Source organism: Bradyrhizobium sp. SZCCT0148 (assembly GCF_018129985.1).
GTDB classification, from domain to species: domain Bacteria; phylum Pseudomonadota; class Alphaproteobacteria; order Rhizobiales; family Xanthobacteraceae; genus Bradyrhizobium; species Bradyrhizobium japonicum_H.
In genome coordinates this window covers 273944-295378 of the sequence record NZ_JAFCKT010000001.1, presented here as the reverse complement: position 1 = coordinate 295378, position 21435 = coordinate 273944, and the positions used below count along the sequence as shown (strand labels likewise).

At 64.2% G+C, this 21435-nt stretch carries 19 protein-coding genes; 9 read left to right on the top strand and 10 right to left on the bottom strand.

The genetic code is table 11. The annotated features are described in order from the left end of the window. The first annotated feature begins 205 nt into the window (after positions 1–205). Together JQ580_RS01465 and JQ580_RS01460 are read left to right on the top strand one after the other, a co-directional pair. Positions 206–937 carry a transglutaminase-like cysteine peptidase gene (locus JQ580_RS01465; protein ID WP_212277978.1) on the top strand — a complete coding sequence of 244 codons (732 nt, stop codon included), beginning with the start codon at positions 206–208 and terminating at the stop codon, positions 935–937. Between the two features lie 86 nt (positions 938–1023). Beyond that, positions 1024–2136 carry a lysozyme inhibitor LprI family protein gene (locus JQ580_RS01460; RefSeq protein ID WP_212277977.1) on the top strand — a complete coding sequence of 371 codons (1113 nt, stop codon included), beginning with the start codon at positions 1024–1026 and terminating at the stop codon, positions 2134–2136. Between the two features lie 195 nt (positions 2137–2331). Here JQ580_RS01460 and JQ580_RS01455 read toward each other — a convergent pair whose 3' ends face one another. From JQ580_RS01455 to JQ580_RS01430, 6 genes are all read right to left on the bottom strand, one after another. Continuing rightward, complete coding sequence (locus JQ580_RS01455) at positions 2332–3531, bottom strand: ABC transporter substrate-binding protein (protein ID WP_212277976.1); 1200 nt, start codon at positions 3529–3531, stop codon at positions 2332–2334. A 137-nt stretch (positions 3532–3668) separates the two neighbouring features. Beyond that, positions 3669–5507 (bottom strand): AMP-dependent synthetase/ligase, encoded by a 1839-nt coding sequence (locus JQ580_RS01450; protein WP_212277975.1) that lies wholly within the window; start codon positions 5505–5507, stop codon positions 3669–3671. Between the two features lie 91 nt (positions 5508–5598). After that, a complete protein-coding gene (locus JQ580_RS01445) occupies positions 5599–6387 on the bottom strand; it encodes an ABC transporter ATP-binding protein (protein WP_212277974.1) in 789 nt (262 codons plus the stop codon). Positions 6388–6390: 3 nt separating this feature from the next. Further along, entirely contained in the window at positions 6391–7149 is a 759-nt protein-coding gene (locus tag JQ580_RS01440) for an ABC transporter ATP-binding protein (RefSeq protein ID WP_094976599.1), read from the bottom strand. Continuing rightward, positions 7146–8297 carry a branched-chain amino acid ABC transporter permease gene (locus JQ580_RS01435; RefSeq protein WP_212277973.1) on the bottom strand — a complete coding sequence of 384 codons (1152 nt, stop codon included), beginning with the start codon at positions 8295–8297 and terminating at the stop codon, positions 7146–7148. The genes JQ580_RS01440 and JQ580_RS01435 overlap by 4 nt, the downstream gene beginning before the upstream one ends. Positions 8298–8302: 5 nt before the next feature. After that, positions 8303–9178, bottom strand: coding sequence for a branched-chain amino acid ABC transporter permease (locus tag JQ580_RS01430; protein WP_018321344.1), 876 nt, complete (start codon positions 9176–9178; stop codon positions 8303–8305). 273 nt (positions 9179–9451) lie between these two features. Here JQ580_RS01430 and JQ580_RS01425 point away from each other — a divergent pair, with 273 nt between their 5' ends. The 5 genes from JQ580_RS01425 to JQ580_RS01405 all read left to right on the top strand — a co-directional run bounded on the left by JQ580_RS01425 (position 9452) and on the right by JQ580_RS01405 (position 14382). Then, a complete protein-coding gene (locus JQ580_RS01425) occupies positions 9452–10201 on the top strand; it encodes an ABC transporter ATP-binding protein (protein ID WP_212279172.1) in 750 nt (249 codons plus the stop codon). Then, a complete protein-coding gene (locus JQ580_RS01420) occupies positions 10198–11727 on the top strand; it encodes a permease (protein ID WP_212277972.1) in 1530 nt (509 codons plus the stop codon). Before JQ580_RS01425 ends, JQ580_RS01420 begins: the two co-directional genes overlap by 4 nt. A 91-nt stretch (positions 11728–11818) precedes the next feature. Continuing rightward, a complete protein-coding gene (locus tag JQ580_RS01415; protein WP_212277971.1) occupies positions 11819–12631 on the top strand; it encodes an MBL fold metallo-hydrolase in 813 nt (270 codons plus the stop codon). 64 nt (positions 12632–12695) lie between these two features. After that, entirely contained in the window at positions 12696–13217 is a 522-nt protein-coding gene (locus JQ580_RS01410; RefSeq protein WP_212277970.1) for a hypothetical protein, read from the top strand. Between the two features lie 112 nt (positions 13218–13329). Then, positions 13330–14382, top strand: a complete 1053-nt coding sequence (locus JQ580_RS01405; protein ID WP_212277969.1) for an amidohydrolase family protein — start codon at positions 13330–13332, stop codon at positions 14380–14382. Positions 14383–14463: 81 nt separating this feature from the next. Here the strand turns inward: JQ580_RS01405 and JQ580_RS01400 are convergent, their stop codons facing one another. Next, the gene (locus JQ580_RS01400) at positions 14464–14919 is read right to left on the bottom strand and encodes a cupin domain-containing protein (RefSeq protein ID WP_212277968.1); all 456 of its coding nucleotides are present in this window, start codon (positions 14917–14919) and stop codon (positions 14464–14466) included. Between the two features lie 236 nt (positions 14920–15155). Between JQ580_RS01400 and JQ580_RS01395 the strand changes: the two genes are divergently transcribed. Further along, positions 15156–15710 (top strand): hypothetical protein, encoded by a 555-nt coding sequence (locus JQ580_RS01395; RefSeq protein WP_212277967.1) that lies wholly within the window; start codon positions 15156–15158, stop codon positions 15708–15710. Positions 15711–15873: 163 nt separating this feature from the next. Here JQ580_RS01395 and JQ580_RS01390 read toward each other — a convergent pair whose 3' ends face one another. Then, positions 15874–17130, bottom strand: coding sequence for an aminopeptidase (locus JQ580_RS01390; protein ID WP_212277966.1), 1257 nt, complete (start codon positions 17128–17130; stop codon positions 15874–15876). 113 nt (positions 17131–17243) lie between these two features. Beyond that, the gene (gene pcaB / locus JQ580_RS01385) at positions 17244–18605 is read right to left on the bottom strand and encodes a 3-carboxy-cis,cis-muconate cycloisomerase (RefSeq protein ID WP_212277965.1); all 1362 of its coding nucleotides are present in this window, start codon (positions 18603–18605) and stop codon (positions 17244–17246) included. Between the two features lie 475 nt (positions 18606–19080). Here pcaB and JQ580_RS01380 point away from each other — a divergent pair, with 475 nt between their 5' ends. Beyond that, on the top strand, positions 19081–20640 hold the full coding sequence (locus JQ580_RS01380) for a winged helix-turn-helix domain-containing tetratricopeptide repeat protein (RefSeq protein ID WP_212277964.1): 1560 nt from the start codon (positions 19081–19083) through the stop codon (positions 20638–20640). A 49-nt stretch (positions 20641–20689) separates the two neighbouring features. Here the strand turns inward: JQ580_RS01380 and JQ580_RS01375 are convergent, their stop codons facing one another. After that, positions 20690–21391 carry a hypothetical protein gene (locus JQ580_RS01375; protein ID WP_212277963.1) on the bottom strand — a complete coding sequence of 234 codons (702 nt, stop codon included), beginning with the start codon at positions 21389–21391 and terminating at the stop codon, positions 20690–20692. Positions 21392–21435 lie beyond the last annotated feature (44 nt).

Below are 21435 nucleotides of genomic sequence, written 5' to 3'. Positions count from 1 at the left end.
AGCCAGCCCCCACCTAGCCGGCGAATCGTAAAATTTTACGCAATTCGGGCAGACCCGTTTCAGCCTGTTCCCCGGTTTCGGGACCCCAGCCGGGCGCGTTAAGCAGAACAAAACGGCCCGCCTCGCACTATCTCCGCGAAAGCAACAAAGCCCGGCACGTTTCAGGTCGAGGGGGACTTGGGCCGAAGCCGGAAGGGGATGTCAGATGGAGACGGCTGCTCACTCGCGCGCCTGGCGCGCAATCCTTGTCCTGTGCGGATTGATCCTGTGTGGATCAGCCGCCGAGCTTCGCGCCGGCACGCTGCTGTCGCCGGGCGCAGGCGTTCTCGTGCGCAAATCCGCCGAGCCGTTCGGGGTGTTCGCCTTCGCCATCTCCACCGGCGGTCTGCAACAGAAATGGCTCGCGCTGAAGGATGAACTTGACGGCGACATGGTTCAGCTCGCGCTATGCGACGGCGACCGGGACAATTGCGCCTCGCCTGCGGCCCTGAAGCTGCTCGCCATCGTCGACCAGGCCCGCGCCCGCGACGGCCGCGCCCGGCTCGGCGAGACGAACCGCGCCATCAACCTTGCCATCCGGGCCGCCGATGACGGCATCAACGACGTCTGGAGCTCGCCGCTTGCGACCTTCGCGCGCGGCGCCGGGGATTGCGAGGACTATGCCATCGCCAAGCTGGCCGCACTGCGGCTGGCGGGCGTCGCCGCCGCGGACCTCCGCATCCTCGTGGTGCGCGACGTCAAGGCCGGCGAGGAGCACGCAGTTGTCGCCGCGCGTCTCGACGGTCATTGGCTGATGCTCGACAACCGCCGCATGGCAATGGTCGAGGACGACGCTGCGCGGAGCTACCAGCCGCTGTTCGCGCTCCACCAATCGGCCGTGCTGAAATATGTCGACGAGCCGGTGCAGGTCTCCATGATGTCCGCCGCGGCGCGTTGATTTCTTCGGGCGACCTCGCCTACAAAGCCATTTCACCGCGCGATCCCAGACGCTAGCATGGTGACTTCCATGCGGGGGTGAGGGGAATGCGGTTCATCGTGCTGTCCTTGCTTGCGCTGCTGGCGCTCGCCGCTCCCGCATCCGCGCAGTCCGACCGATCCATCGCCGACAGGCTGCCGCTGTTTGCCAAGAACAACTGCCAGCAGATTCGCGACCCCGGCAATCAATTGTTCTGCGGCGATGCCGCGCTTGCCGCCGCCGCCGAGAAGCTGAACACGGCGATCGAGGCGCGTCTCGCCCGCCTGCCCGATCGCCTGCCCGCGATCGAGGAGAACGCGGTCTGGAACCGCCAGCGCAATCTCGGCTGCGGCATCGTCGGCCAGACCGCAGTCCGCCCCGACGATTTCGAGCGGGTGAAGGCCTGCCTGCTCAAGGTGACCGAGGAGCGCGCCGCGATCCTGCGTGATCCTGATTTCGACTGCCTTGCAGCCAACACCGCAGCCGGCGCGCTGATCTGCGCGGATCCGTCGCTGGCGCTTGCCGAAACGGAGCTCAATGGCCAGGCGCTCGGCCTGATCGGCAAGCTCGACCCGACCGCGGCCCGCTTTGCCTTCGCCGAATACGGTCGGTGGACCCGGGAGCGCGATCGCAAGTGCAATCTCGTCGGCAAGGAGAACGTGCCGCTCCAGGAGCTCGAATCCGCAGAGGATTGTCTCTCCGAGCAGTTGAAGCGCAGGACCGAGGAAATTCGCGCGGCGAAGGGCGACCCCAAGAAGGTGTTCGGCCGGCAGGTTGCGGCACGCATCCCCGACACCGACGCCGTGGACTTCTGCGCGGCGCGCATCCATGCGGCCAATTCGTGCGGCAGCTTCCTCCGCATCAACCGCGTCTACGCGCTCGACAGCCAGGTGACCGAGCAGGAAGCGCAGGTCACCGGTGAAATCGAGATGGCCGTGCTGGCGCCCTTCACCATGTGCAGCAAGGTCGCCTCAAGCTGCACCGGCACCTGCTGGGACGCCCGGACGGGTCGTCCGCAGCCGGGCGCCGCCAACAGAGAGCGCTCGGCTGAAGCCTTCAACGTGACGCGCCGCCTGAGGATTCAGCGAACCTTCGCCTTCGTCAAAGCCGCCGACGGCTGGCGCTGCCGGGAGGACGAATTGGCGCCGGTGAATTCGGGTACGGCGAGCGGGGGATCGTAGCAGTCTCTCCACGCGTTGCGCTTTCTTCCTCCCCTCTGTGGAAGAAGGTGGCGCGCACGAGCGCGCCGGATGAGGGGTTCTCGCTACTCGCAAGCCTGCTGGTAAGGATAGACCCCCCTCACCCGGCTTCGCTGTCGCGAAGCCACCCTCTCCCACAAGGGAGAGGGTAAACCGCTCGCCGCGAGAGAGTTCGCATCAGAACATCAGATTGTCCTTCACCAGCACCCAGCGGCCGCCCTTGACCTGCTGGACCTGGGTGATGGTGTTGGCGAGGTGGTCGGTCTTGGAGAACTTGGTCGGCGGCGAGTTGAAGATGTCGAGGAATTTTTCGCCCGACTCCAGCGAGTCCAGCATCTTCTGACCCGTGAGATCCTTGCCCGCCTTCTGCGCGTAGAAGGCGAAGGTCATCATCGCGTTGTAGCCGATGATCGCCTGGGTGTTGGCGTCAGTGCCGAACATCTTCTTGTAGTTGACGAGCCAATCCTTGACCTTGCCCTTCGCAGTGTCTTCATAGGGAATCTCGAAGCCGCTTGCGGCGTAGAGGCCTTCGACCGCCTCTTTGCCGAGCATTGGCACCTCCATGACATTGGTGGGCGTGGCGCCGAGGAAGGTGACGTCCCAGCCGAGCTTCTTGGCCTCGGTCATGGCGCCGATGGGCTCACGCAGCACCGCGCCGAGCACGACGAGGTCACAGCCGTCGGACTTCATCTTGGCGATCTGCGCACTGAAATCGGAGGCGCCGCGCTTGTAGCTCGTGATCGATGCCGGCTGCACCTTCATCGCGGTGAGCTGCTGGTTGAAGCCGTCAAGCACGTTCTTTCCGTACTCGTCGTCCTGATGCATGATGCAGGGCTTTTTGAAATTCTTCCACTCCATCATGTATTTCAGTGCCGCACGCGTGCTCTCGACATAGGGCAGCAGATTGTTGAACTTGAGCCGTTCCTGCGGCTTGGCCGGATCGAACTTGAAGGTGAACTCGGCCGCCGTGAGCGGAAACAGCTGAAGCACGCCGGCATCGAGCAGGATGTCCTGCGCGGCCAGCACGGTCGGAGACCCCATCGGTCCGATCATCGCGAAGATCTTGTCCCGCTCGATCAGTTTTTGCGAAGCCAGCACGGCCTTCTTCGGATCGTAGCCGCTGTCCTCGACGACCAAACGGATCTTGCGGCCGTTGACGCCTCCAGACGCGTTGATCTCCTCGACCGCCATCTTCAGGCCGTTGGAGACCGGGACGCCCCAGCCCTTGATCGGACCCGAGAGGTCCTGATGGGTGCCGACGACGATCTCGGTTGCCGAGATGCCTTCGTTTGTGACCTTGGTTTGCGCCGCGGCTGGCAGACAGGTGAGCACCACGGCGCCCACAGCAAGGCCGAATGCGCTGAACGATTTCGACATTGACGTCTCCTCTCCTAAAGGCCCGTGTAGGACGAAGGGCGAGGGCCGTCGCTCCTTCGCTTTCTCGAATGATATGTTTTTTGCGCATGCCCCCTCTCGGGAAACCGGGTCCCACTTTTCCGGGGCATGCGCATGCCTCACGCCACCGCGCGCTCGCGATACATCGCCTCGATCTCGGCGGCGTAGCGCTTATTCACGAAGCCGCGCTTCAGCTTCATGGTCGGCGTCAGCTCCTCGTCCTCCGGCGTGAGCTGGCGCTCGATCAGGTAGAATTTCTTGATGGTCTCGACGCGGGCGAAATTGCCGTTGACCTGCTCGATCTCGCGGCCGATCAGGTCCTGGATCTCCGTCGCCCGGCACAGGCTCGCGTAATTGGTGAAGGGAATGTCGTGATCCTGGGCGAACTTCTCGACATTCTCCTGGTCGATCATCACGAGGCAGGTGAGATAGGGCCTCTTGTCGCCGATCACGACGGCATCGGAGATATAGGGCGAGAATTTCAGCTGGTTCTCGATCTCGGACGGCGTGATGTTCTTGCCGCCGGAGGTGATGATGATGTCCTTCATCCGGTCGGTGATCCGGACAAAGCCCTCGTTGTCGATGGTGCCGACGTCACCGGTATGCAGCCAGCCGCGCGAATCGATGGTCTCAGCGGTCTTCTCCGGCTGGTTGAGATAACCCATGAACAGGAAGTCGCCCTTGATGAGGATCTCGCCCTCGGGCGACAGCGCGACCTCTCCCCAGGGCACGGCGGTACCGACCGAGCCGAGCTTGACCCTTTCGGCGGGCATCATGGTGGCGACGCCGCAATTCTCGGTCTGGCCGTAAACCTCGTGGATGTCGATGCCGAGCGCGAGATACCAGCGGATCAGTTCCGGCGCGATAGGCGCGGCACCGGTGAAGGCGGTGCGACAGCGATCAAGCCCCATCATGCGGCGAATGTTGCGGAATGCGAGCCGGTAAGCGACGCGGTTCGCGAAGCGCAACGACAGCGGCGGCGGCTTGCCCTCGATCCGATAATCGACCATGCGGTAGCCGACGGCGATCGCGCGGCGATAGACCCATTGCTGCAGCGGCGTCGCATCCTTCAGCGCGATGGTGATGGCGGAGTAGAATTTCTCCCAGATGCGCGGGACCGCGAGGAAGATGGTCGGCTGCACCTCGCGCAGATTGTCCGGCACGGTCTCCGGGCTCTCGGCGAAATTCATCACCGAGCCGAGCGCGACCGAGATGTAGTAGCCGCCGATGCGCTCCGCGACGTGGCAGAGCGGCAGGAAGATCAGCCGGTCCTCGTCCTGTCGCGCTGGGATGAAGTCGTTGGCGTGCCGCATCTGGTGCGTCACGCTGCGGTTGGCGTGCATCGCGCCCTTGGGCGGGCCGGTCGTGCCTGAGGTATAGACCAGGATGGCGAGATCGCCGGCACTGCGACTGTCGATCATCTCCTGCCACAGCGTCTCACGGCCGACCATGTGATTGCGGCCGAGCGCCCGAAACTCGTCGAGCGACATCACCATGTCGTCGGAGAAGCCGCTGAGGCCTTCCATGTCGAACACGATGATCCTCTGCAGGCTCGCGCAGCGCACGCGGCAGGCGAGTATCTTGTCGAGCTGCTCCTCGTCCTCGGCGAAGATCACCTTTGTGCGGGAATCGTTGACGAGATATTCGACCTGGGACGACGCGTCGGTCGGATAGATTCCGGAGGAGACGCCGCCCGCGCACAGGATGCCCATGTCGGCATGAACCCATTCCGGCACGGCGTTGGCGATGATGGAGGCGACGTCGCCGGGCATGAAGCCCGTCGCATGAAGCGCGTAGGCGATCTCTTTCGAAATTGCGAGCCATTCGCGCCAGCTGGTCGGCTGCCAGATGCCGAATTTCTTCTCGCGGATGGCCGGCCGATCGCCCCGCGTCTCCGCAGCACGCAAGAAGCTCTTCGCAATCGTATCAGCGACCGTCAGCACCGCCGGTCCGGCCATGCGCCTCTCCTCCCTGTCGCCTGCCTCCGCTGCCTGCCTTGTCGGCGGTCTCTGTTGCGGATGACAGGCTCATCTTACTGCCAGCTTGTCCTCACCGCCACGTCTTCTTCTTCTTCCAGCGTCGCTCGCCTCGCGCGCCCGCTTCCTTGGCGCCAAGGTAGAACTCCTGGATGTCCTGGGAATGCATCAAGCGGTCGCAGCTGTCGTTCATCACGATGCGGCCGATCTCCAGCACGTAGCCGTAATGCGCCGTCTCCAGCGCCACCTTGGCGTTCTGCTCCACCAGCAGGATCGACATGCCCTGCTCCTCGTTGACGCGGCGGATGATGGTGAAGATCTCCTTCACCAGCAGCGGCGACAGGCCGAGCGAGGGCTCGTCGAGCAGCAGCAGCGTCGGCCGGTTCATCAGAGCGCGTCCGATCGCGAGCATCTGCTGCTCGCCGCCGGAGAGCTGGCCGGCCGGCTGGTTGATGCGCTCCTTCAACCGCGGGAAATAGCCGTAGACGCGCTCCAGATCCTCCACCACACCGTCGCGGTCCTTGCGTGGATAAGCGCCCATCATCAGGTTCTCGCGTACCGACAGGAACGGGAACACCTCGCGCCCCTCCGGCACATGGCTGAGACCGAGCCGCACGATCCGGTCCGCCTCCATGCGCTGGATCGGCTTGCCCAGGAATTCGATCGAGCCCTTCTGCGGATCGAGAATGCCGGAGATGGTCTTCAGCACAGTGGTCTTGCCGGCGCCGTTGGCGCCCAGCAGCGTGACGATGCGGCCGCGCGGCACTTCCAGCGAGATGCCGCGGATCGCCATGATCGGCCCATAGTAGCTCTCGATGTTGGAGAGTTTCAGGATGATCTCGGGCTTGACGGCGGCGTCCATGCGTCAGGCTCCCAGATACGCTGCAACGACATCGGGATGTTGCTGCACCTCGGCAGGCGAGCCCATCGCCAGCACCCTACCGTAGTTCAGCGCGATGACGCGGTCGGAGACGCGGTTGACGAGCGACATGTCATGCTCAACCATGAGTACGGTGACGCCGAGCTCGCTCTTCATATCGCGGATCCAGAACGACATGTCGTCGGTCTCCTCGACATTGAGGCCCGAAGACGGCTCGTCGAGCAGGATCAGCTTCGGCTCCGAGCACAGCGCGCGCGCCAGCTCGATCACCTTGCGTACGCCGTAGGGCAGGCCGGAGATCAGCTTGTCGCGATAGGGCTCGAGATCGAGGAATTCGATGACCTGCTCGACCCTGCGGCGGTGCACCTTTTCGTTGGCCCGCACGCTCGGCAGGAACAGCAGTTCCTGCCAGAGCTGCGTGGTCGAATGCCGATGGCGGCCGACCAGCAGGTTCGACAGCACGGTCGCATTCTCGAACAGCTCGATGTTCTGGAAGGTCCGGGCGATGCCGAGCCTGGCGATGTCGTAGGGCGGCTCTTCCGTGATGTCCTGGTCCTCGAAGAAGATGCGGCCCGAGGTCGGCCGGTAGATGCGCGAGATCAGGTTGAAGATCGAGCTCTTGCCCGCGCCGTTGGGGCCGATGATCGAGAGTATCTCGCCCCTCTCGACCGCGAACGAGACCGCATCGACCGCCTTGAGGCCCCCGAAATGCAGCGACAAATTCTCGGCGCGGAAATAGCTCATCGGTTCCGCTCCGACTTCACGTAGATCTTCTGCCGCTTGAATGTGGCGCGCTTGTAGAGCGGGAACAGCTGGAAGAATAGCTTGATCTTCAGCCAACGACCGTAGAGCCCGAGCGGCTCGAACAGCACGAACAGCACGATGATGATGCCGTAGATTGCGCCTTTCAGGCCGTTGAGCGAGGCAAAGGCCGCGACGGTCGATTTGATGTTGCCCGCAGTGGCCGGGCCGGCGCCGAACGTCGCCGCGACCCCGGCGATCATGCCGGGCATGTCATCCTTGAGGTATGTCAGGAACGGATCGATCATCACGATGAAGATCGCCCCCAGCACCGCACCGTGCAGGCTGAACGTGCCGCCAATCAGGATCACGATGATGAACTCGATCGAGAGCTGCAGCGTGAACATCTCGGGCGAGATGAAGGAGAGCTTGTGCGCGAACAGCACGCCGGCAAAGCCGGTGATGGCCGCGGAGATCGCAAAGGACTTCACCTTGTAGAGCGCGACGTTGACGCCCATGCTGCGCGCCGCCGTTTCGCTGTCTCGGATCGCAACGAAGGCACGCCCCGTGGGCGAGCGCAGCAGATTGAGCGTGCCGACGATGGTCAGCACCAGCACGGCGAGACAGAGAAAATAAAAAGTGGGGCTGTCGCGCGGCACCGTGACGCCGAGCAACGACAGCGTCTTGACCCGCATGCCCTCGTTGCCGTTGGTCACGCTTTCCCAGCGCGCCAGGATCTCCTCGACGATCAGGGCAAAGGAGATGGTGGCGATGACGAGGTAGATGCCGGTCAAGCGCAGCGCGGGAAAGCCGACCATCGCGCCGATGATGCCGGTCAAACCTCCGGCAGCAAGGAAATAGACCGGGAACGGGACGTTATACTTCTGCAAATAGGCCGCCGTGTAAGCCCCGATGGCAAGGAAGGCGGCGTGGCCGAGCGACGCCTGGCCGGTAAAGCCGGTCAGGATCAGCAGCGCGACGCCGACGGTCGCATAGATGCAGACGAAGACGAGTTGGCTCATCAGATAGCTGGAGAGCACAAAAGGCGCGATCACCAGCAAGGCGAGCAGGACGCCGTAGGAGACGTAATAGCCCGAATGCGGAAACAGCTTGATGTCGTCCTCATAGTCGGTCTTGAACAGAAAGCGCATGGCGTTCAGACCTTCTTGCGGACGTGGTGGCCGAACAGGCCTTCGGGCTTCAGGAGCAGCACGGCGAGCAGCACGAGATACGGCGCGACATCCTTCCAGCCTTCTGGCAGGTAGAAGCCGGCCATGCTCTCGATCACGCCGATCAGGACGCCGCCGACCACGGCGCCCGGGATCGAGCCGAAGCCGCCGAGCACGGCCGCGGGAAACGCCTTCAGGCCAAGGACGAGGCCGACATTGGAGTGGATGAAGGTGATAGGCGCCAGCAACACACCGGCGCAGGTGGCGACCGCCGCGCTGATCGCCCAGACGATCGACACCACGCGTTTGACCGGAATGCCCATGTAATAGGCCGCCAGCATGTTCTCGGAACTCGCGCGCATCGCAGTGCCAAGCGTGGTCTTGTTGAAGAACAGATAGAGCAGCGTGCACAGGATCATCGTCGCCGCGATCACCGACAGCTTGTCGTAGGCCAGCACCAGCGAACCGATGCGCAGCACGCCCTGGCTGAACGGCGTCTCGATCTTCAGATCATCGGTGCCCCAGATCATGCCGGCGACCGAGCGCAGAAAATAGCCGAGGCCGATGGTGGCCATGATGATCGAGAATTGCGGATAGCCGAGGATCGGCCGCACCACCACGCGCTCCGCCAGCATTCCGAACAGCGCCATTGCGGCCACCGCACCGGCAAAGCCGATCCAGTAGTTCAGGCCCATCATGCCGATAAAGGTGAAAGCGAAGAACCCGCCGAGCATCATCAGATCGCCCTGGGCGAAGTTGACGACCTCGGTAGCCTTGTAGACGAGCACGAAGCCGAGCGCGATCAGGCCGTAGACGCAGCCGAGCGCAACACCGCTGACAAGCTGCTGAACGAAATCCAGCATTGACGCGCGTCCTCCCGATACAACCGACGGCTCTTCTGACCGCCTTGCCGCATCTTGTGTCCAGTCGCTACGCAGTCGTTTCGCCGCGTTAGCGCCATTTGTCCGGAACCAATTCAGCCTGAACCGTTCAGCGCTGTCAACAAACGGTGACTTGCACGGCGACTTGCCATTAGTCCAATCCGGATGACGGAATTTGCGGCAGCGCGATTCACGGTGCCGAAACATCTTCAGGTCATTGTCGCGAGCGATGCAAAACCGGATGGTGTGGCCGTCATGAAGCCGGACAGCTCGGCGCTGGAAGTAAAGGGGTTAACGAAGCGTTTTGACCGTCTGGCGGTCGATAGCCTCGATCTCACCATCCACGCCGGCGAATTCTATGCGCTGGTGGGCCCCAACGGCGCCGGCAAGACCACCACTTTACGCATGGTTGCTGGCCTCTTGCGTCCCGACGCGGGCGCGGTGTCGATCTTCGGCATCGATGCGCTCGAAAGCCCCGTCGCCGCCAAGCAGGTGATGGCGTGGGTCTCCGACGAACCGATGATCTACGACAAGCTGACCCCGCTCGAATATCTCGAATTCGTCGCCGGCCTCTGGGGCATCGCCCCGTCGCTCTCGGAGCCGGTCGCGCAGGACTTGCTCTCATCGCTCGGTCTTGAGTCGCACCGGCACGAGCGCTGCGAAGGCTTTTCCAAGGGCATGCGCCAGAAGGTCGCGCTCGCCGGCGCGCTGGTGCACGATCCCCGCCTCATCATCCTCGACGAGCCGCTGACCGGGCTCGACGCCGTCTCCGCCCGCCACGTCAAGGGCCTTCTCAGCGCGCGCGTCCACGCCGGCTGCACCGTCATCATGACCACCCATATTCTCGAGGTCGCCGAGCGCATGGCAGACCGCATCGGCGTGATCGCCTCGGGCCGGCTCGTCGCCGAGGGCACGCTGACCGAGTTGCGCCGGCAGAACGGCCATGCCGACACCAGCCTGGAGGATCTCTTCATCACGCTGGTGACGCTTTCGGAAGCCGCATGAGCTCGGCAACCGCGCTGTCGTGGTTCGCGCGCCACGAGCTTCGGCTCGCCTGGCGCGAATGGTTCGCCATGATGACCGGAGGACGGCGCAAGCGGGCGCGCGCCGCAATCATCGGTATGGTCTGCTTTGCGGCACTGCTGCACTTGCCGGCCTGGGCAGTGATCGGCCGCTTCGCCGATCTGCAGCTGCCGCTCGACAAATCCTCGCTGATCGTGATCTCGGCGACCATCTTCCTCGCCTGGACCCTGATGCTGTCGCAAGCGATCGAATCGGTGACGCGGGTATTCTATGCCCGCGCCGATCTCGACCTGATCATGTCCTCGCCGGCGACGCTCGCCAATCTGTTCTCGGTCCGCATCGCCGCGATCGCGCTGACCGTCACCCTGATTGCGCTGCTGTTCTCGACGCCCTTCATCGACGTGCTGGTAATCGGCGGCGGCGCGCGCTGGCTCAGCGCGTTCGGAGTGGTCGTCGCCATGGGCCTGTCGGCCGCGGCAGTCGCGATCGCCGTCACCATCCTGTTGTTTCGGCTGATCGGCCCGGCGCGGACACGCCTGATCGCCCAGATCCTCGCCGCGATCATCGGCGCCGGCTTCGTGATCGCGCTCCAGGTCGCCGCGATCATGTCCTACGGCACGCTGTCGCGCTTCACGATCCTGACCTCGCGCAGCGTGGCCGCGCATGCCCCAGATGTCGACAGCATCTGGTGGTGGCCGGCGCGGGCGGCGATGGGCGACAGCGAAGCGCTATTGCTGCTTCTCGCGCTCGCACTGGTGCTGCTGGGAAGCGTCATGGCGATCTTCTCGCACCGCTTTGCCGACACGGCGATCGATGCCGCGGCCTACGGCAGCTCCGGCAGCAAGCGCGCGAAGGAGCGTCCGTTCCGCGGCGGGTCGCGGCAGCAGGCGCTGCGGCGCAAGGAATTCTTGCTGCTCTGGCGCGATCCCTGGCTGATCTCGCAGACCCTGATGCAGCTGCTCTATCTGGTGCCGCCGGCCTTGCTGCTCTGGCGCAATTTTGCCGACAGCTCCGCGGCGCTGACGCTGATTACGCCAGTCGTGGTGATGGCGGCTGGACAGCTTGCCGGCGGGCTGGCCTGGCTGACGATCTCGGGCGAGGACGCCCCCGACCTGGTCGCGACTGCGCCGCTGACGCCATCCAGCGTCATCCGCGCCAAGATCGAGGTGGTGCTGATCGCGATCGCCGTCATCTTCTGCCCGCTGCTCGCCGCGCTCGCGTTCGCCGCTCCGGTCCAGGCTGCGATCACTGGCGCCGCGATCATTATCAGCGCGGCCTCCGCGACCGCAATCCAGCTCTGGTTCCGGGTGCAGGCCCGGCGCAGCCAATTCCGCCGCCGCCAGACCTCGTCGCGGCTGGCCACGTTCGCCGAAGCCTTCTCCTCGATCGGCTGGGCGGCCAGCGCCGCGCTGCTACTTGCTCTGCCGATCGCCGGCCTTGTCAGCGGGCTGATCACCGCGAGCCTCGTCGCGATCACCTGGAAGTTCAGCCCGAAGCGCGAGCAATAGGTGCGACACGGACGCGCTGTCGATCCTACCCCATTGGCGCGGCGCTGCATTGCACGCTAGACTTCGCCGTGAAGTCATCGGGGACGGATCCATGCGGCGACTGGTTTCGGCGGCTCTGGCGCTGTTCGGCGCATTCCTGACACCTGCCCTCGCCCAGCAGCCACAGCGCAGCGAGTGCCTGGCGATGGCCAACGCGGCCCCGCGGGCCACGCCGGTTGCCTTTCGGCCGGCAGCCGGCACGGCTGAAGTCGAGATCACCTATGCCGGCCACTCCACCTATTTCCTCGACACGCCCGGCGGCTTGCGCATCGCGACCGACTACAGTGGCGCCTACCAGGTCGGACGGTTGCCAGACGTCGTCACCATGAACCGGGCCCACAGCACGCATTACTCCCTGTTCCCCGACAGGCGCATTCCCCACGTGCTGCATGGTTGGGGGGAGGACGGCAAGCCGGCGATCGTGTCGGAGCGCCTCAGCGACACCTTCATCCGCAACGTCACCACCGACATTCGCCGCTATTTCGGCGACGATGCCGGCACCGATATGATCCGCGACGGCAATTCGATTTTCATCTTCGAGGTCGCCGGCCTCTGCATCGGCCACCTCGGCAACCTCCATCACAAGCTCGACGACAGCCATTTCGCGCAAATCGGACGGCTCGACATCGTGATGGTGCCGATCGACGGCACCTACACCATGTCCCTGGACGGCATCTCCGACATCACCAAGCGGCTGCGCGCATCGGTGGTGCTGCCGATGCACCGCTTTGCCACCCCGCTCGACGATTTCATGCACCGCATCGGCCAGCAGTTCGAGATCGACCGGCGCTCGGGGCGGTCGTTCCGGATGTCGCGGGATGCGCTGCCGCCAAAGCCGACGGTAATCATCCTCGACGGGGTCTGAGGCGCAATTTTCTCCAAGCCGGCCGTCGCCGTTCGGTGCTGATCTCCCGCGAGAGGAGATCGACATGACCGATTTTGCGAGATTGTTACACGCCGATGGCCCGAATCGGGAGCATGCCGCGGCGCTCCAGCTTTACGGCCGCTTCGTCGGTGACTGGGACGCCGAGGTCACCGCCCACGGTCCCGATGGGACGAAGCATACCGCCCCCGGCGAAATCCATTTCGGCTGGGTGCTGCAGGGCCGCGCCGTCCAGGACGTCTGGATCATTCCGCGGCCCGCGGGCGCGCCGGCCTTTCCGATCGCCGGCAATTGGTACGGCACGACATTGCGGGTCTATGATCCCACCATGTCCGCATGGCGGATTTGCTGGTTCGATCCCGCGCGCTCAGTGTTCCGCCAGCAGATCGGCCGTCCGCACGGACAGGACATCGTGCAGGAGGGAACGACCGAGGCCGGCGAGCTGACGCGCTGGAGCTTTACTGAGATCACCGCCGATTCCTTCCATTGGCTCGGTGAGGCCAAGCCAAGCGCCGCGGCCGACTGGCGGCTGATGGTCGACGTGCAGGCGAGGCGGCGGAAGGGCTGACCAAGGCACCGCTGTGCTCGCCAAGACGGAGGCGGTTGCACAACGCGCGCGGCTGCAGGACGATATGAGATGTTAGGCTCCCCTCACAACAAACGCGAGGGAGCGAACGCCGATGGCTGCAAGCAGTGTACCCGCCAATACGAGCGGGCTGTTCGTCGAGCCGCGCGAGGACTGGCTCGCGCTGCATCAGGAGGAGATCATCGATCCCTCGCGGCCAATCGTCGATCCCCACCATCATCTGTGGAATCGCGGGCACCGCTATCTGATCGAGGAGATGGCTGATGACATCGCCTCCGGCCACAACGTGATTGCGACCGTCTATGTCGACTGTCGCTCGATGTATCGCGCGCACGGGCCGGAGGCATTCCGGCCCGTCGGCGAGGTCGAGTTCGCCAACGGCGTCGCCGCGATGAGCGCGAGCGGCGGCTACGGCAAGGCTGCGATCTGCGCCGGCATTGTCAGCCACGCCAATCTGTTGCTCGGCGACGCCGTAAAGGGGGTGCTGGAGGCCGAGATTGCGGCCGGCAACGGCCGCTTCCGCGGCATCAGGCATTCCTCCGCCTGGGATGAGGATCCCCTCGTCGCCGGCATGTATGCGACCCGGCCGAAGGGATTGTTGCAGGAGGCAGCCTTCCGCCAGGGATTTGCCTGCCTCGCGCCGCTGGACCTCAGCTTCGATGCCTGGTTGTTTCATCCGCAGATCGGTGAGCTCGCCGCGTTGGCACGCGCCTTCCCCGATACCAGCATCGTGCTCGATCATTGCGGCGGCCCGGCCGGCGTCGGCCGCTTCGCAGGAAAGCGCAACGAGGTGTTTGCACAATGGTGCGCCTCGATCCGTGACATCGCGAAATGCGAGAACGTGGTGGTGAAGCTCGGCGGCCTCGCCATGTGCCTGCTCGGCTACGACTTCCATTTGCGCGAGAGACCACCGACATCCGAGGAGCTTGCCACGGCGTGGCGGCCCTATGTCGAGACCTGCATCGAGGCGTTCGGCCCGAAACGTGCGATGTTCGAAAGCAACTTCCCGCCGGACAAGGGCCAGTGCAGCTACCAGGTGATCTTCAACGCCTTCAAGCGGATCGCCTCGCCGTTCAGCGAGGCCGAAAAGACGGCCCTGTTCTCGCAGACGGCAGCCGAAGTCTACCGGCTCGAGCTGCCGTCCTGACGAGAAGAGGGGCCGGGATGTTGATCCCGACCCCTCTTCGTCGTGGCGCTGGGAAGCGTCCTTGAAACGTTGTTGGATGCTCTAGCCGGCACCCAGCAGGGAGGCCGGACGGCGCTCGCCGGTCAAGGCGAAGATCTTCTTGAGCTTGTTGACGGCGCGGATCAGGAAGCCGATCATCACCGGATTGGTCTTGCGGCAAAAGGCGATCTTCTTGACGTGGCCTTCGACATGCCATTTGGCATGCGCACCGTCGCGGAAGAAGATCACGTCGCCGGGGCCGTAGCGCTTGGGCGGCATGCCGTCGCTTTCGAGCACGATCGATCCTTCCATGATCATGATCGTCTCGTCGATATCGTAGTACCAGTTGAAGCGGCCTTCGGTGCACTGCCAGATGATGGTCGAGGCGGTGCCGTCGGCACTGGTAGACAGGATATGCGAGCGCGACACGGGATTGCCCTCGATGATCCAGGACGGCTCGATCGGCCGCAGCTCGAGCTCAACATTGCAACTACCGATTTCAATCAATGAACGCGACATCTTCTGCCCCAGGGGATATAATAAAGTATTGCCGGGTCTCGGCCCGGATCGTTTCCAAAGATGCTTGGAACGCTAGTCATCGGTTTTTAATTCTTTCTTACGCCGGCCCCGACAATCAGCCGTAAGTTGCAGGCGCGAAGCGTTAACGCGGCGATTTCCCTGCAAATTCGAGCACATGAACCGATCTTTTCCGGGGTGCGACAAAGTGCGCGGAAGCTTGAAACGGAGCCACGCCGATGCCCCTCTCGCCCGAGGTCGTGACGTCCAACCATGAGGCCGTCGCCTGGCTGGTCAGTCTCGACGTCTTCTTCGCGCCGGACGACGAGCCCTGGTTCACCATCGACGGCATCGAGGCCCCCCGGCAGATCGGCCGTGACGGCTCCGGAGGCGCCTTCGTGTTGCTCCCGCCGCAGAATGTACTTTATGTCTCGTCGGAGGGCCGGGCCGGAATCATCGCCGATACGTTCGAGGCGTTCGTCCAGTTGGTCATCGCCCGCCCCTATTGGCTCGACGTCCTCAAATTTTCGGGCGGCGGCGACCTCGGGGAGATGCGGCGTGCGGCGGAGGCGCTGGAGGCGACGCTCGACGACGAGAACGCGATCAACGAAGCCCGCGAGAAGATTCGCAAGAGCCTCGACCTGGACGAGGCGGACGATCCGGTCGGCGCGCTCTACGAGGCGATCGCTGCGTCCGACGCCATCGTGCGGGCCACCGACGGCAGCCCGTTTACGACGCTTTTCAACCGTTTCAGCATCGACAACAATCCGATGCTGCGCAACGCGGCGGCGTGAACGTTCCGGCAGAGGTCGAGCGGTCTCATGGACATATAAATGCCCGCTGAACGATCGCCGCGCACTCCGTCCTCATCCTGAGGCGCCCGCCCGTGGCGGGCGTCTCGATGGATGGTCACAAGAACGCGTCTGCTATCGCGCTTCCGATCGGAGTGGAGAAGTCCTACTTCGCCCACTCGCCCTTGCGGAATACCGGTACCTTGCTGCCATCTGGCAGGATGCCGTCGATATCGGTCTCGGCCGTGCCGATCATCCAGTCGATATGGATCAGGCTCTGGTTGCCACCTTGCGCGGCGATCTGCTGCGGGGTGAGCTGCGCGCCGTTGACGAAGCACTTCGAATAGCACTGGCCGAGCGCGATGTGGGACGCTGCGTTCTCGTCGAACAGCGTGTTGTAGAACAGCAGCCCGCTCTGCGAGATCGGCGAGGAGTGCGGCACCAACGCCACTTCGCCGAGGCGCCGGGCGCCCTCGTCAGTGTCGAGCACCTTGTTCAGCACCTCTGCGCCGCGCGAAGCCTTGGCGTCGACGATCTTGCCGTCTTCGAAGCGCACCGCAATGTTGTCGATCAGCGTGCCCTGATAGGAGAGCGGCTTCGAGCTCACGACGTGGCCGTAGACGCGCCGGCAATGCGGCGTGGTGAAGACCTCTTCGGTCGGGATGTTCGCGTTGCAGCTGATCCCGTTCTTGGAGAGCGAGGCGCCGCCCTCCCATTCGTGGCCGTCGGCAAGGCCGATGGTGAGATCGGTGCCCGGCCCCGAATACTGAAGCGCGCGAAAGCGTTGGCCGTTGAGCCAGTTGGTGCGCTCGCGCAGCACCGCATTGTGGCTCGCCCAATTGCCCATCGCATCCTCGCGATCGACGCGCGATGCTGCGAAGATCGCATCGGCGAGCTTGCCGACTGCGACGTCCTCGGGATCGCCAGGAAACACCTGCTTCGCCCAGGACAGGCTCGGATAGGCGATGATGTTCCAGTTGGTGTCGAAATTGACGATCTTTTCCAGCGCGGGCTGGTAGGCCATCGAATTCGCCTTGCTGGCGCGCGCGACCTTGGAAGGATCCTCGCCCGACAGCAGCATCGGATTATCGCCGACGATGGCGAGCCGCGCGGTGTTGTCCGAGAATGCCTTGGCCATGCCCTCGTAGAGCCAGTTGGCAGCGCGATCGAAGCTGTTGTCGTGGCCGTGACGATAGCGCGCCAGCGTCATCTCCTCGTCCGACAGAATCGGCGTCACGATACCGGCGCCGGCCTTGTAGGCATGTACGGCAATCCGCCGCACCAGCGGCAGCGCGATCGCGGGTGCCGTCAGAAGCAGATCCTGTCCCGGCCGCAAGCCCAAACCCACCTTCACCGCCACCTCGGCCAGCCGGTCGAGTTTCACGGGATCGATGTGAGCGGTGGAATTGCGCTGATCAGTCATGCGTAGCCCTCTGCCGAAAGTCTCTCATTCAATCTAAGTCTAGCATCGCGGGACGCAAGTGCGCGAGCACCTTGCGACATGAGGAAGGTACGCGGTTTCACGCATTTTGGTTTTCAACGCGTTGCCGATTTCAGCACCCTGTCGACCATGGCGGGCGCGAGTCCCAGGTAATTTTTCGGTGAGGTGAGCGCCTCGATTGTGGCACCATCGATGCGGCTTGAGATCCGCGTGTCCGCAGACAGCGCATCGGCGAGGCTCATGCCCTTTTCGTTGGCCTGACGGCAGGCGTCATAGACCACGTCATGGGCCTCCTGCCGGCCGAGTTGCGGTGCGAGCCCCATCATGACCGCCTCGGCCACGATCAGGCCGCGGCTGACGGCGAGATTATCGTTCATCTTCGCTTCGTCCACGATCAGGCCCGCGAGCGCGAACTTCGCCTGGTGCAGCGCGCCGGCGGTCAGCACGAAGCTTTCCGGGATCGCCATCCATTCGGCATGCCAGGGGCCCGTGGCGCGCTCGAAATCCTGCACCATGGCGTCGAGCATCAGGCCGGCGTGCTGGCGTACCGCCTTGGACGCCGCCAGCATCAGCTCCGACGAGATCGGGTTGCGCTTCTGCGGCATGGTCGACGAGGCACCGCGCCCCTTGACAAAGGGCTCGTAGACCTCGGCGAATTCGGTCGAGGCCATGATCATGATGTCGAGCGCGATCTTGCCGAGCGACCCCGTGACGAGGGCGAGAAAATTCACGCCTTCCGCAAATCCGTCGCGTGCGACGTGCCAGGTCGAGGCGGGAATGCCGAGTCCAAGCTCCGCGCAGAGCGCCTCCTGCACCTCAAAGCCCTTGTCGCCGAGCGAGGCCAAGGTGCCGGCAGCGCCGGCGAACTGGCCGACCAGCACGCGCGGCTTTAATTGCGCCAGACGCTCGGCGTGGCGATCGAACATGGCGAGCCAGATCGCGGTCTTGTAGCCGAAGGTTACTGGCAGCGCCTGCTGGAGATGGGTGCGGCCAGCCATCGGCGTGTCGCGATGGCGCTTCGAAAGATCGGCGAGAATCTTGCGCAGCTCCGCGATATCGCGCGCGACGATCTCCAGCGCCGCGCGGAGCTGCAGCACCACCGCGGTGTCCATGATATCCTGCGTCGTCGCTCCCCAATGCACGTAGCGCCCCGCCTCACCGCACTGCTTCACCATCTGGTGCACCAGAGGGAGGATCGGATAGCCGACGATGTCGGTCTCCTGCCTGAGCAGATCGAAATCGAACGCCGTGACGTCGGTCCGCGCCGCGATCTGTTCGGCGGCCTCCCGCGGAATCACGCCGCACTTCGCTTCCGCTTTCGCCAATGCCACCTCGACCTCGGCATAGCGTGCGACCAGCGCGATGTCGGAAAACACCTCCCGCATTTCAGGCGTCCCGAAGGCGTCGCGGAACAGCAGGGAATCGATCACGGTGGTGGCGGCAGGAAAGGCGGGCATGGGCGTTTCTTTGGTTGGCGATTTGTATGCACGTCAGCTTACGCAGGTGACGGGGTTCGGCAATGGACATTCGCCGTTCGCCACACATTCGGGGTGGTGAACGATGCTCGCGTCTCCGTGCGTCCTACTGGCAACTCGTCATTCCGGGGGGACGATGAACAGCAGCGCCTTGGGAGCCACTCCTCGAAGGATGAGTGGCATCGATGCAGCCGGGCCGTCGCCTTAAGAGAGCGCCGAAGTAGTGGCCACCTCACGGGCACGGGATCGATTGTGACATCGGCTCGATCAGGCTCGGCGCCTCGCCACCGCGACACCTGACGGAAACCGCGCAAAATCCCGCCCCGGCTGTATTCCCCGCGAAAACAGCCATCACGCAATCGTGGTGAACCGGATCGACCGCTGACTAGACTTACAGACTTCAAGCACGAGTCCATTTTATCTTTGCCCTTTTTGTCATGAAGCCTGAGTTTTGGACGTGCAGTTTCTGTTCCGTGACCACCTTCTCGATACTGACCGGCGCGAGCTGAGCCGCGAGCAGGTTCCAATTGCTGTGGAGCCGCAGGTCTTCGATCTCGTCGTCCACCTCATGCAGAACCGTGACCGGGTGGTCAGCAAGGACGAACTGATCGACAAGATCTGGCACGGGCGCAGCGTCTCCGAATCCACCCTGACCAGCCGAATCAACGCGGCGCGGAAGGCTGTCGGCGACAGTGGCGCAAGCCAGGCGCTGATACGCACGATTGCCCGCAAGGGGTTTCGCTTCGTAGGCGATGTCGAAGCCAAGGACGGCGCGATCGCGCCAGAAACTGGTCACGCCGCCTGGGCGCACCGCCCAATGCTCGCGCTTCCCGAGCGACCCGCGATCGCAGTGCTGCCCTTCAGCAATATGAGCGGCGAAGCCGGGCAGGACTATTTCTCCGACGGCATCAGCGAGGACATCATCACCGCGCTGTCGAAGCTGCGCTGGTTCTTCGTCATCGCGCGCAACTCGTCCTTTGTCTACAAGGGCCGTGCCGTGCATATCCGCGAGGTCGCGCGCGAACTGGGGGTGCGCTACGTGGTCGAGGGCAGCGTGCGACGGAGCGGCGAGCGGGTGCGCATCTCGGCCCAGCTCAACGACGTTTCGACCGGGAGCCACCTCTGGGCCGAGCGTTACGATCGCGAGCTCGCCGACATTTTCGCCGTGCAGGACGAAATCACCGAGGCCATCGTCGCCGCGATCGAGCCGCAACTTTATGCCGCCGAAAGTTTTCGCGCCCAGCAGAAGCCGCCAGGCAGCCTGGATGCCTGGGACCTCGTGATGCGCGCCTTGTCGCATTACTGGCGCAGCACGCGCGAGGACAATGCCGCCGCGCAAGGTCTGCTCGAAAAAGCCGTCGCGATCGATCCCGCCTATGGCAAGGCGCTGGGCCTGCTGGCGACCAGCCACATCTTCGGCGCGCATATGGGCTGGGCCGACATGGCCGCGACCGTGCCGATCGCCGAACGCGCGGCGCTCGCGGCGGTGGAGGCCGATCGCGAGGATGCCTGGGCCCATCACGGCCTCGCCTACACCTATCTGTTCCGCCGCCGCTTCGACGACGCGCTTGCCGAGTTCGAATTGGCGCTGCAGCTCAATCCGAACTTCGCCATGGCTCATGCCTTTCACGGCGTGACGCTGTGCTACGCCGGACGATGGCAGGACGGAGATGAGGCCGCACGCCGCGCTTTGAGGCTCAGCCCGCGCGATCCCCTTGCGGCGGTCTATAGCGGGGTTGCGGCCTATGCACGGTTCATCGGCCGTGACTACGACGGAGCCGTGCAGCTGGCGCGGGAGTCGATGCGGCGGCGTGGCGATTTCGTCGGCGCGCACCGCGTGCTGACCGCCGCTGCCGGCATGTCAGGAGATCTAGCGCTCGCGGCGAGCGCTCTTGAGGGACTGCGCCGCGCCCAGCCCGAGGTCTCACTCGCCTGGATCACGCGAGAGTTGCCGATGCTGCGGGACGAAGACCGTGCGCATTATCTTGAGGGGTTGCGGCGTGCGGGATTGACGTAACCGCGGCGCGCCAGGGGGGCGCGCCGTCTCCCGTAGCCGCAATCACGTGCTAATCGTCGTCGGACCCGAACAGCCTGATCTGAGGCGAGCCGCCGCGAGGCCGGCCGGCATAATCACGCGAATCGGAATCCGCACGTATATTGCGCGCGACGTCGTCCCAATCGGTGCGGTCGCGCGGGCCGCGTTGTTCGCGGATATCATAATGGCGGCGCTCGGCCCAGCGCTCACGGCGCTCCACCCGGCGCCGCTCGGACGCTGTACGTTTCACGTCGGAATCTTTCGCCTTGGCATAAGCGTTCTCGGGCGCAGAGGCCGGCTCGGTCGAGGCCTGCTGCTCGGCAGGTTTTGCGGCGTACGAAGACGATGCTATGGCCGGCTTAGATTGTTCCTTTGACTGTTCCTTGGACGGCTCAACCGCGGCCGCTTGTGAGGGCGGCGGTGCCGGCGATTCGGCCTTTGCCTGAGCGGGCTGCGCGTCGGCACCCGGCTTCGCTTCGGCCTGCGCCGGCGCGGCGACCATTGCGCCGAAGGCTTGCGACCCCGTGAGATAATTGACGCGTTCCGACGGCGCGCTCGCCTGCGGCGCCGCGCCAGCGGATTCGGCGCGCTGCGCCATTTTGCTGGTGTCCGGGCCCTGTTTGGAGGCGACCGGGTTCATGATGTTGCCGGCAACGATGCCGCCCCCAAGACCGATGGCAATGGCGGCGATAATGGTTCCGGCACCCACGAAATAGGCTGTCGAGGCGCGCATTGATCTACTCCCTCTTTGGGGCGAGCAACGCGCGTCGATTGCCA

Bases quoted from the DNA above. Each gene is read 5' to 3' on its own strand.
- JQ580_RS01420 (WP_212277972.1), top strand. From the start codon at position 10,198: ATGAGCTCGGCAACCGCGCTGTCGTGGTTCGCGCGCCACGAGCTTCGG.
- JQ580_RS01400 (WP_212277968.1), bottom strand. From the start codon at position 14,919: ATGTCGCGTTCATTGATTGAAATCGGTAGTTGCAATGTTGAGCTCGAG.
- JQ580_RS01460 (WP_212277977.1), top strand. From the start codon at position 1,024: ATGCGGTTCATCGTGCTGTCCTTGCTTGCGCTGCTGGCGCTCGCCGCT.
- JQ580_RS01430 (WP_018321344.1), bottom strand. From the start codon at position 9,178: ATGCTGGATTTCGTTCAGCAGCTTGTCAGCGGTGTTGCGCTCGGCTGC.
- JQ580_RS01465 (WP_212277978.1), top strand. From the start codon at position 206: ATGGAGACGGCTGCTCACTCGCGCGCCTGGCGCGCAATCCTTGTCCTG.
- JQ580_RS01445 (WP_212277974.1), bottom strand. From the start codon at position 6,387: ATGGACGCCGCCGTCAAGCCCGAGATCATCCTGAAACTCTCCAACATC.
- JQ580_RS01390 (WP_212277966.1), bottom strand. From the start codon at position 17,130: ATGACTGATCAGCGCAATTCCACCGCTCACATCGATCCCGTGAAACTC.
- JQ580_RS01415 (WP_212277971.1), top strand. From the start codon at position 11,819: ATGCGGCGACTGGTTTCGGCGGCTCTGGCGCTGTTCGGCGCATTCCTG.
- pcaB (WP_212277965.1), bottom strand. From the start codon at position 18,605: ATGCCCGCCTTTCCTGCCGCCACCACCGTGATCGATTCCCTGCTGTTC.
- JQ580_RS01440 (WP_094976599.1), bottom strand. From the start codon at position 7,149: ATGAGCTATTTCCGCGCCGAGAATTTGTCGCTGCATTTCGGGGGCCTC.
- JQ580_RS01455 (WP_212277976.1), bottom strand. From the start codon at position 3,531: ATGTCGAAATCGTTCAGCGCATTCGGCCTTGCTGTGGGCGCCGTGGTG.
- JQ580_RS01405 (WP_212277969.1), top strand. From the start codon at position 13,330: ATGGCTGCAAGCAGTGTACCCGCCAATACGAGCGGGCTGTTCGTCGAG.
- JQ580_RS01425 (WP_212279172.1), top strand. From the start codon at position 9,452: ATGAAGCCGGACAGCTCGGCGCTGGAAGTAAAGGGGTTAACGAAGCGT.
- JQ580_RS01435 (WP_212277973.1), bottom strand. From the start codon at position 8,297: ATGCGCTTTCTGTTCAAGACCGACTATGAGGACGACATCAAGCTGTTT.
- JQ580_RS01395 (WP_212277967.1), top strand. From the start codon at position 15,156: ATGCCCCTCTCGCCCGAGGTCGTGACGTCCAACCATGAGGCCGTCGCC.
- JQ580_RS01410 (WP_212277970.1), top strand. From the start codon at position 12,696: ATGACCGATTTTGCGAGATTGTTACACGCCGATGGCCCGAATCGGGAG.
- JQ580_RS01450 (WP_212277975.1), bottom strand. From the start codon at position 5,507: ATGGCCGGACCGGCGGTGCTGACGGTCGCTGATACGATTGCGAAGAGC.
- JQ580_RS01375 (WP_212277963.1), bottom strand. From the start codon at position 21,391: ATGCGCGCCTCGACAGCCTATTTCGTGGGTGCCGGAACCATTATCGCC.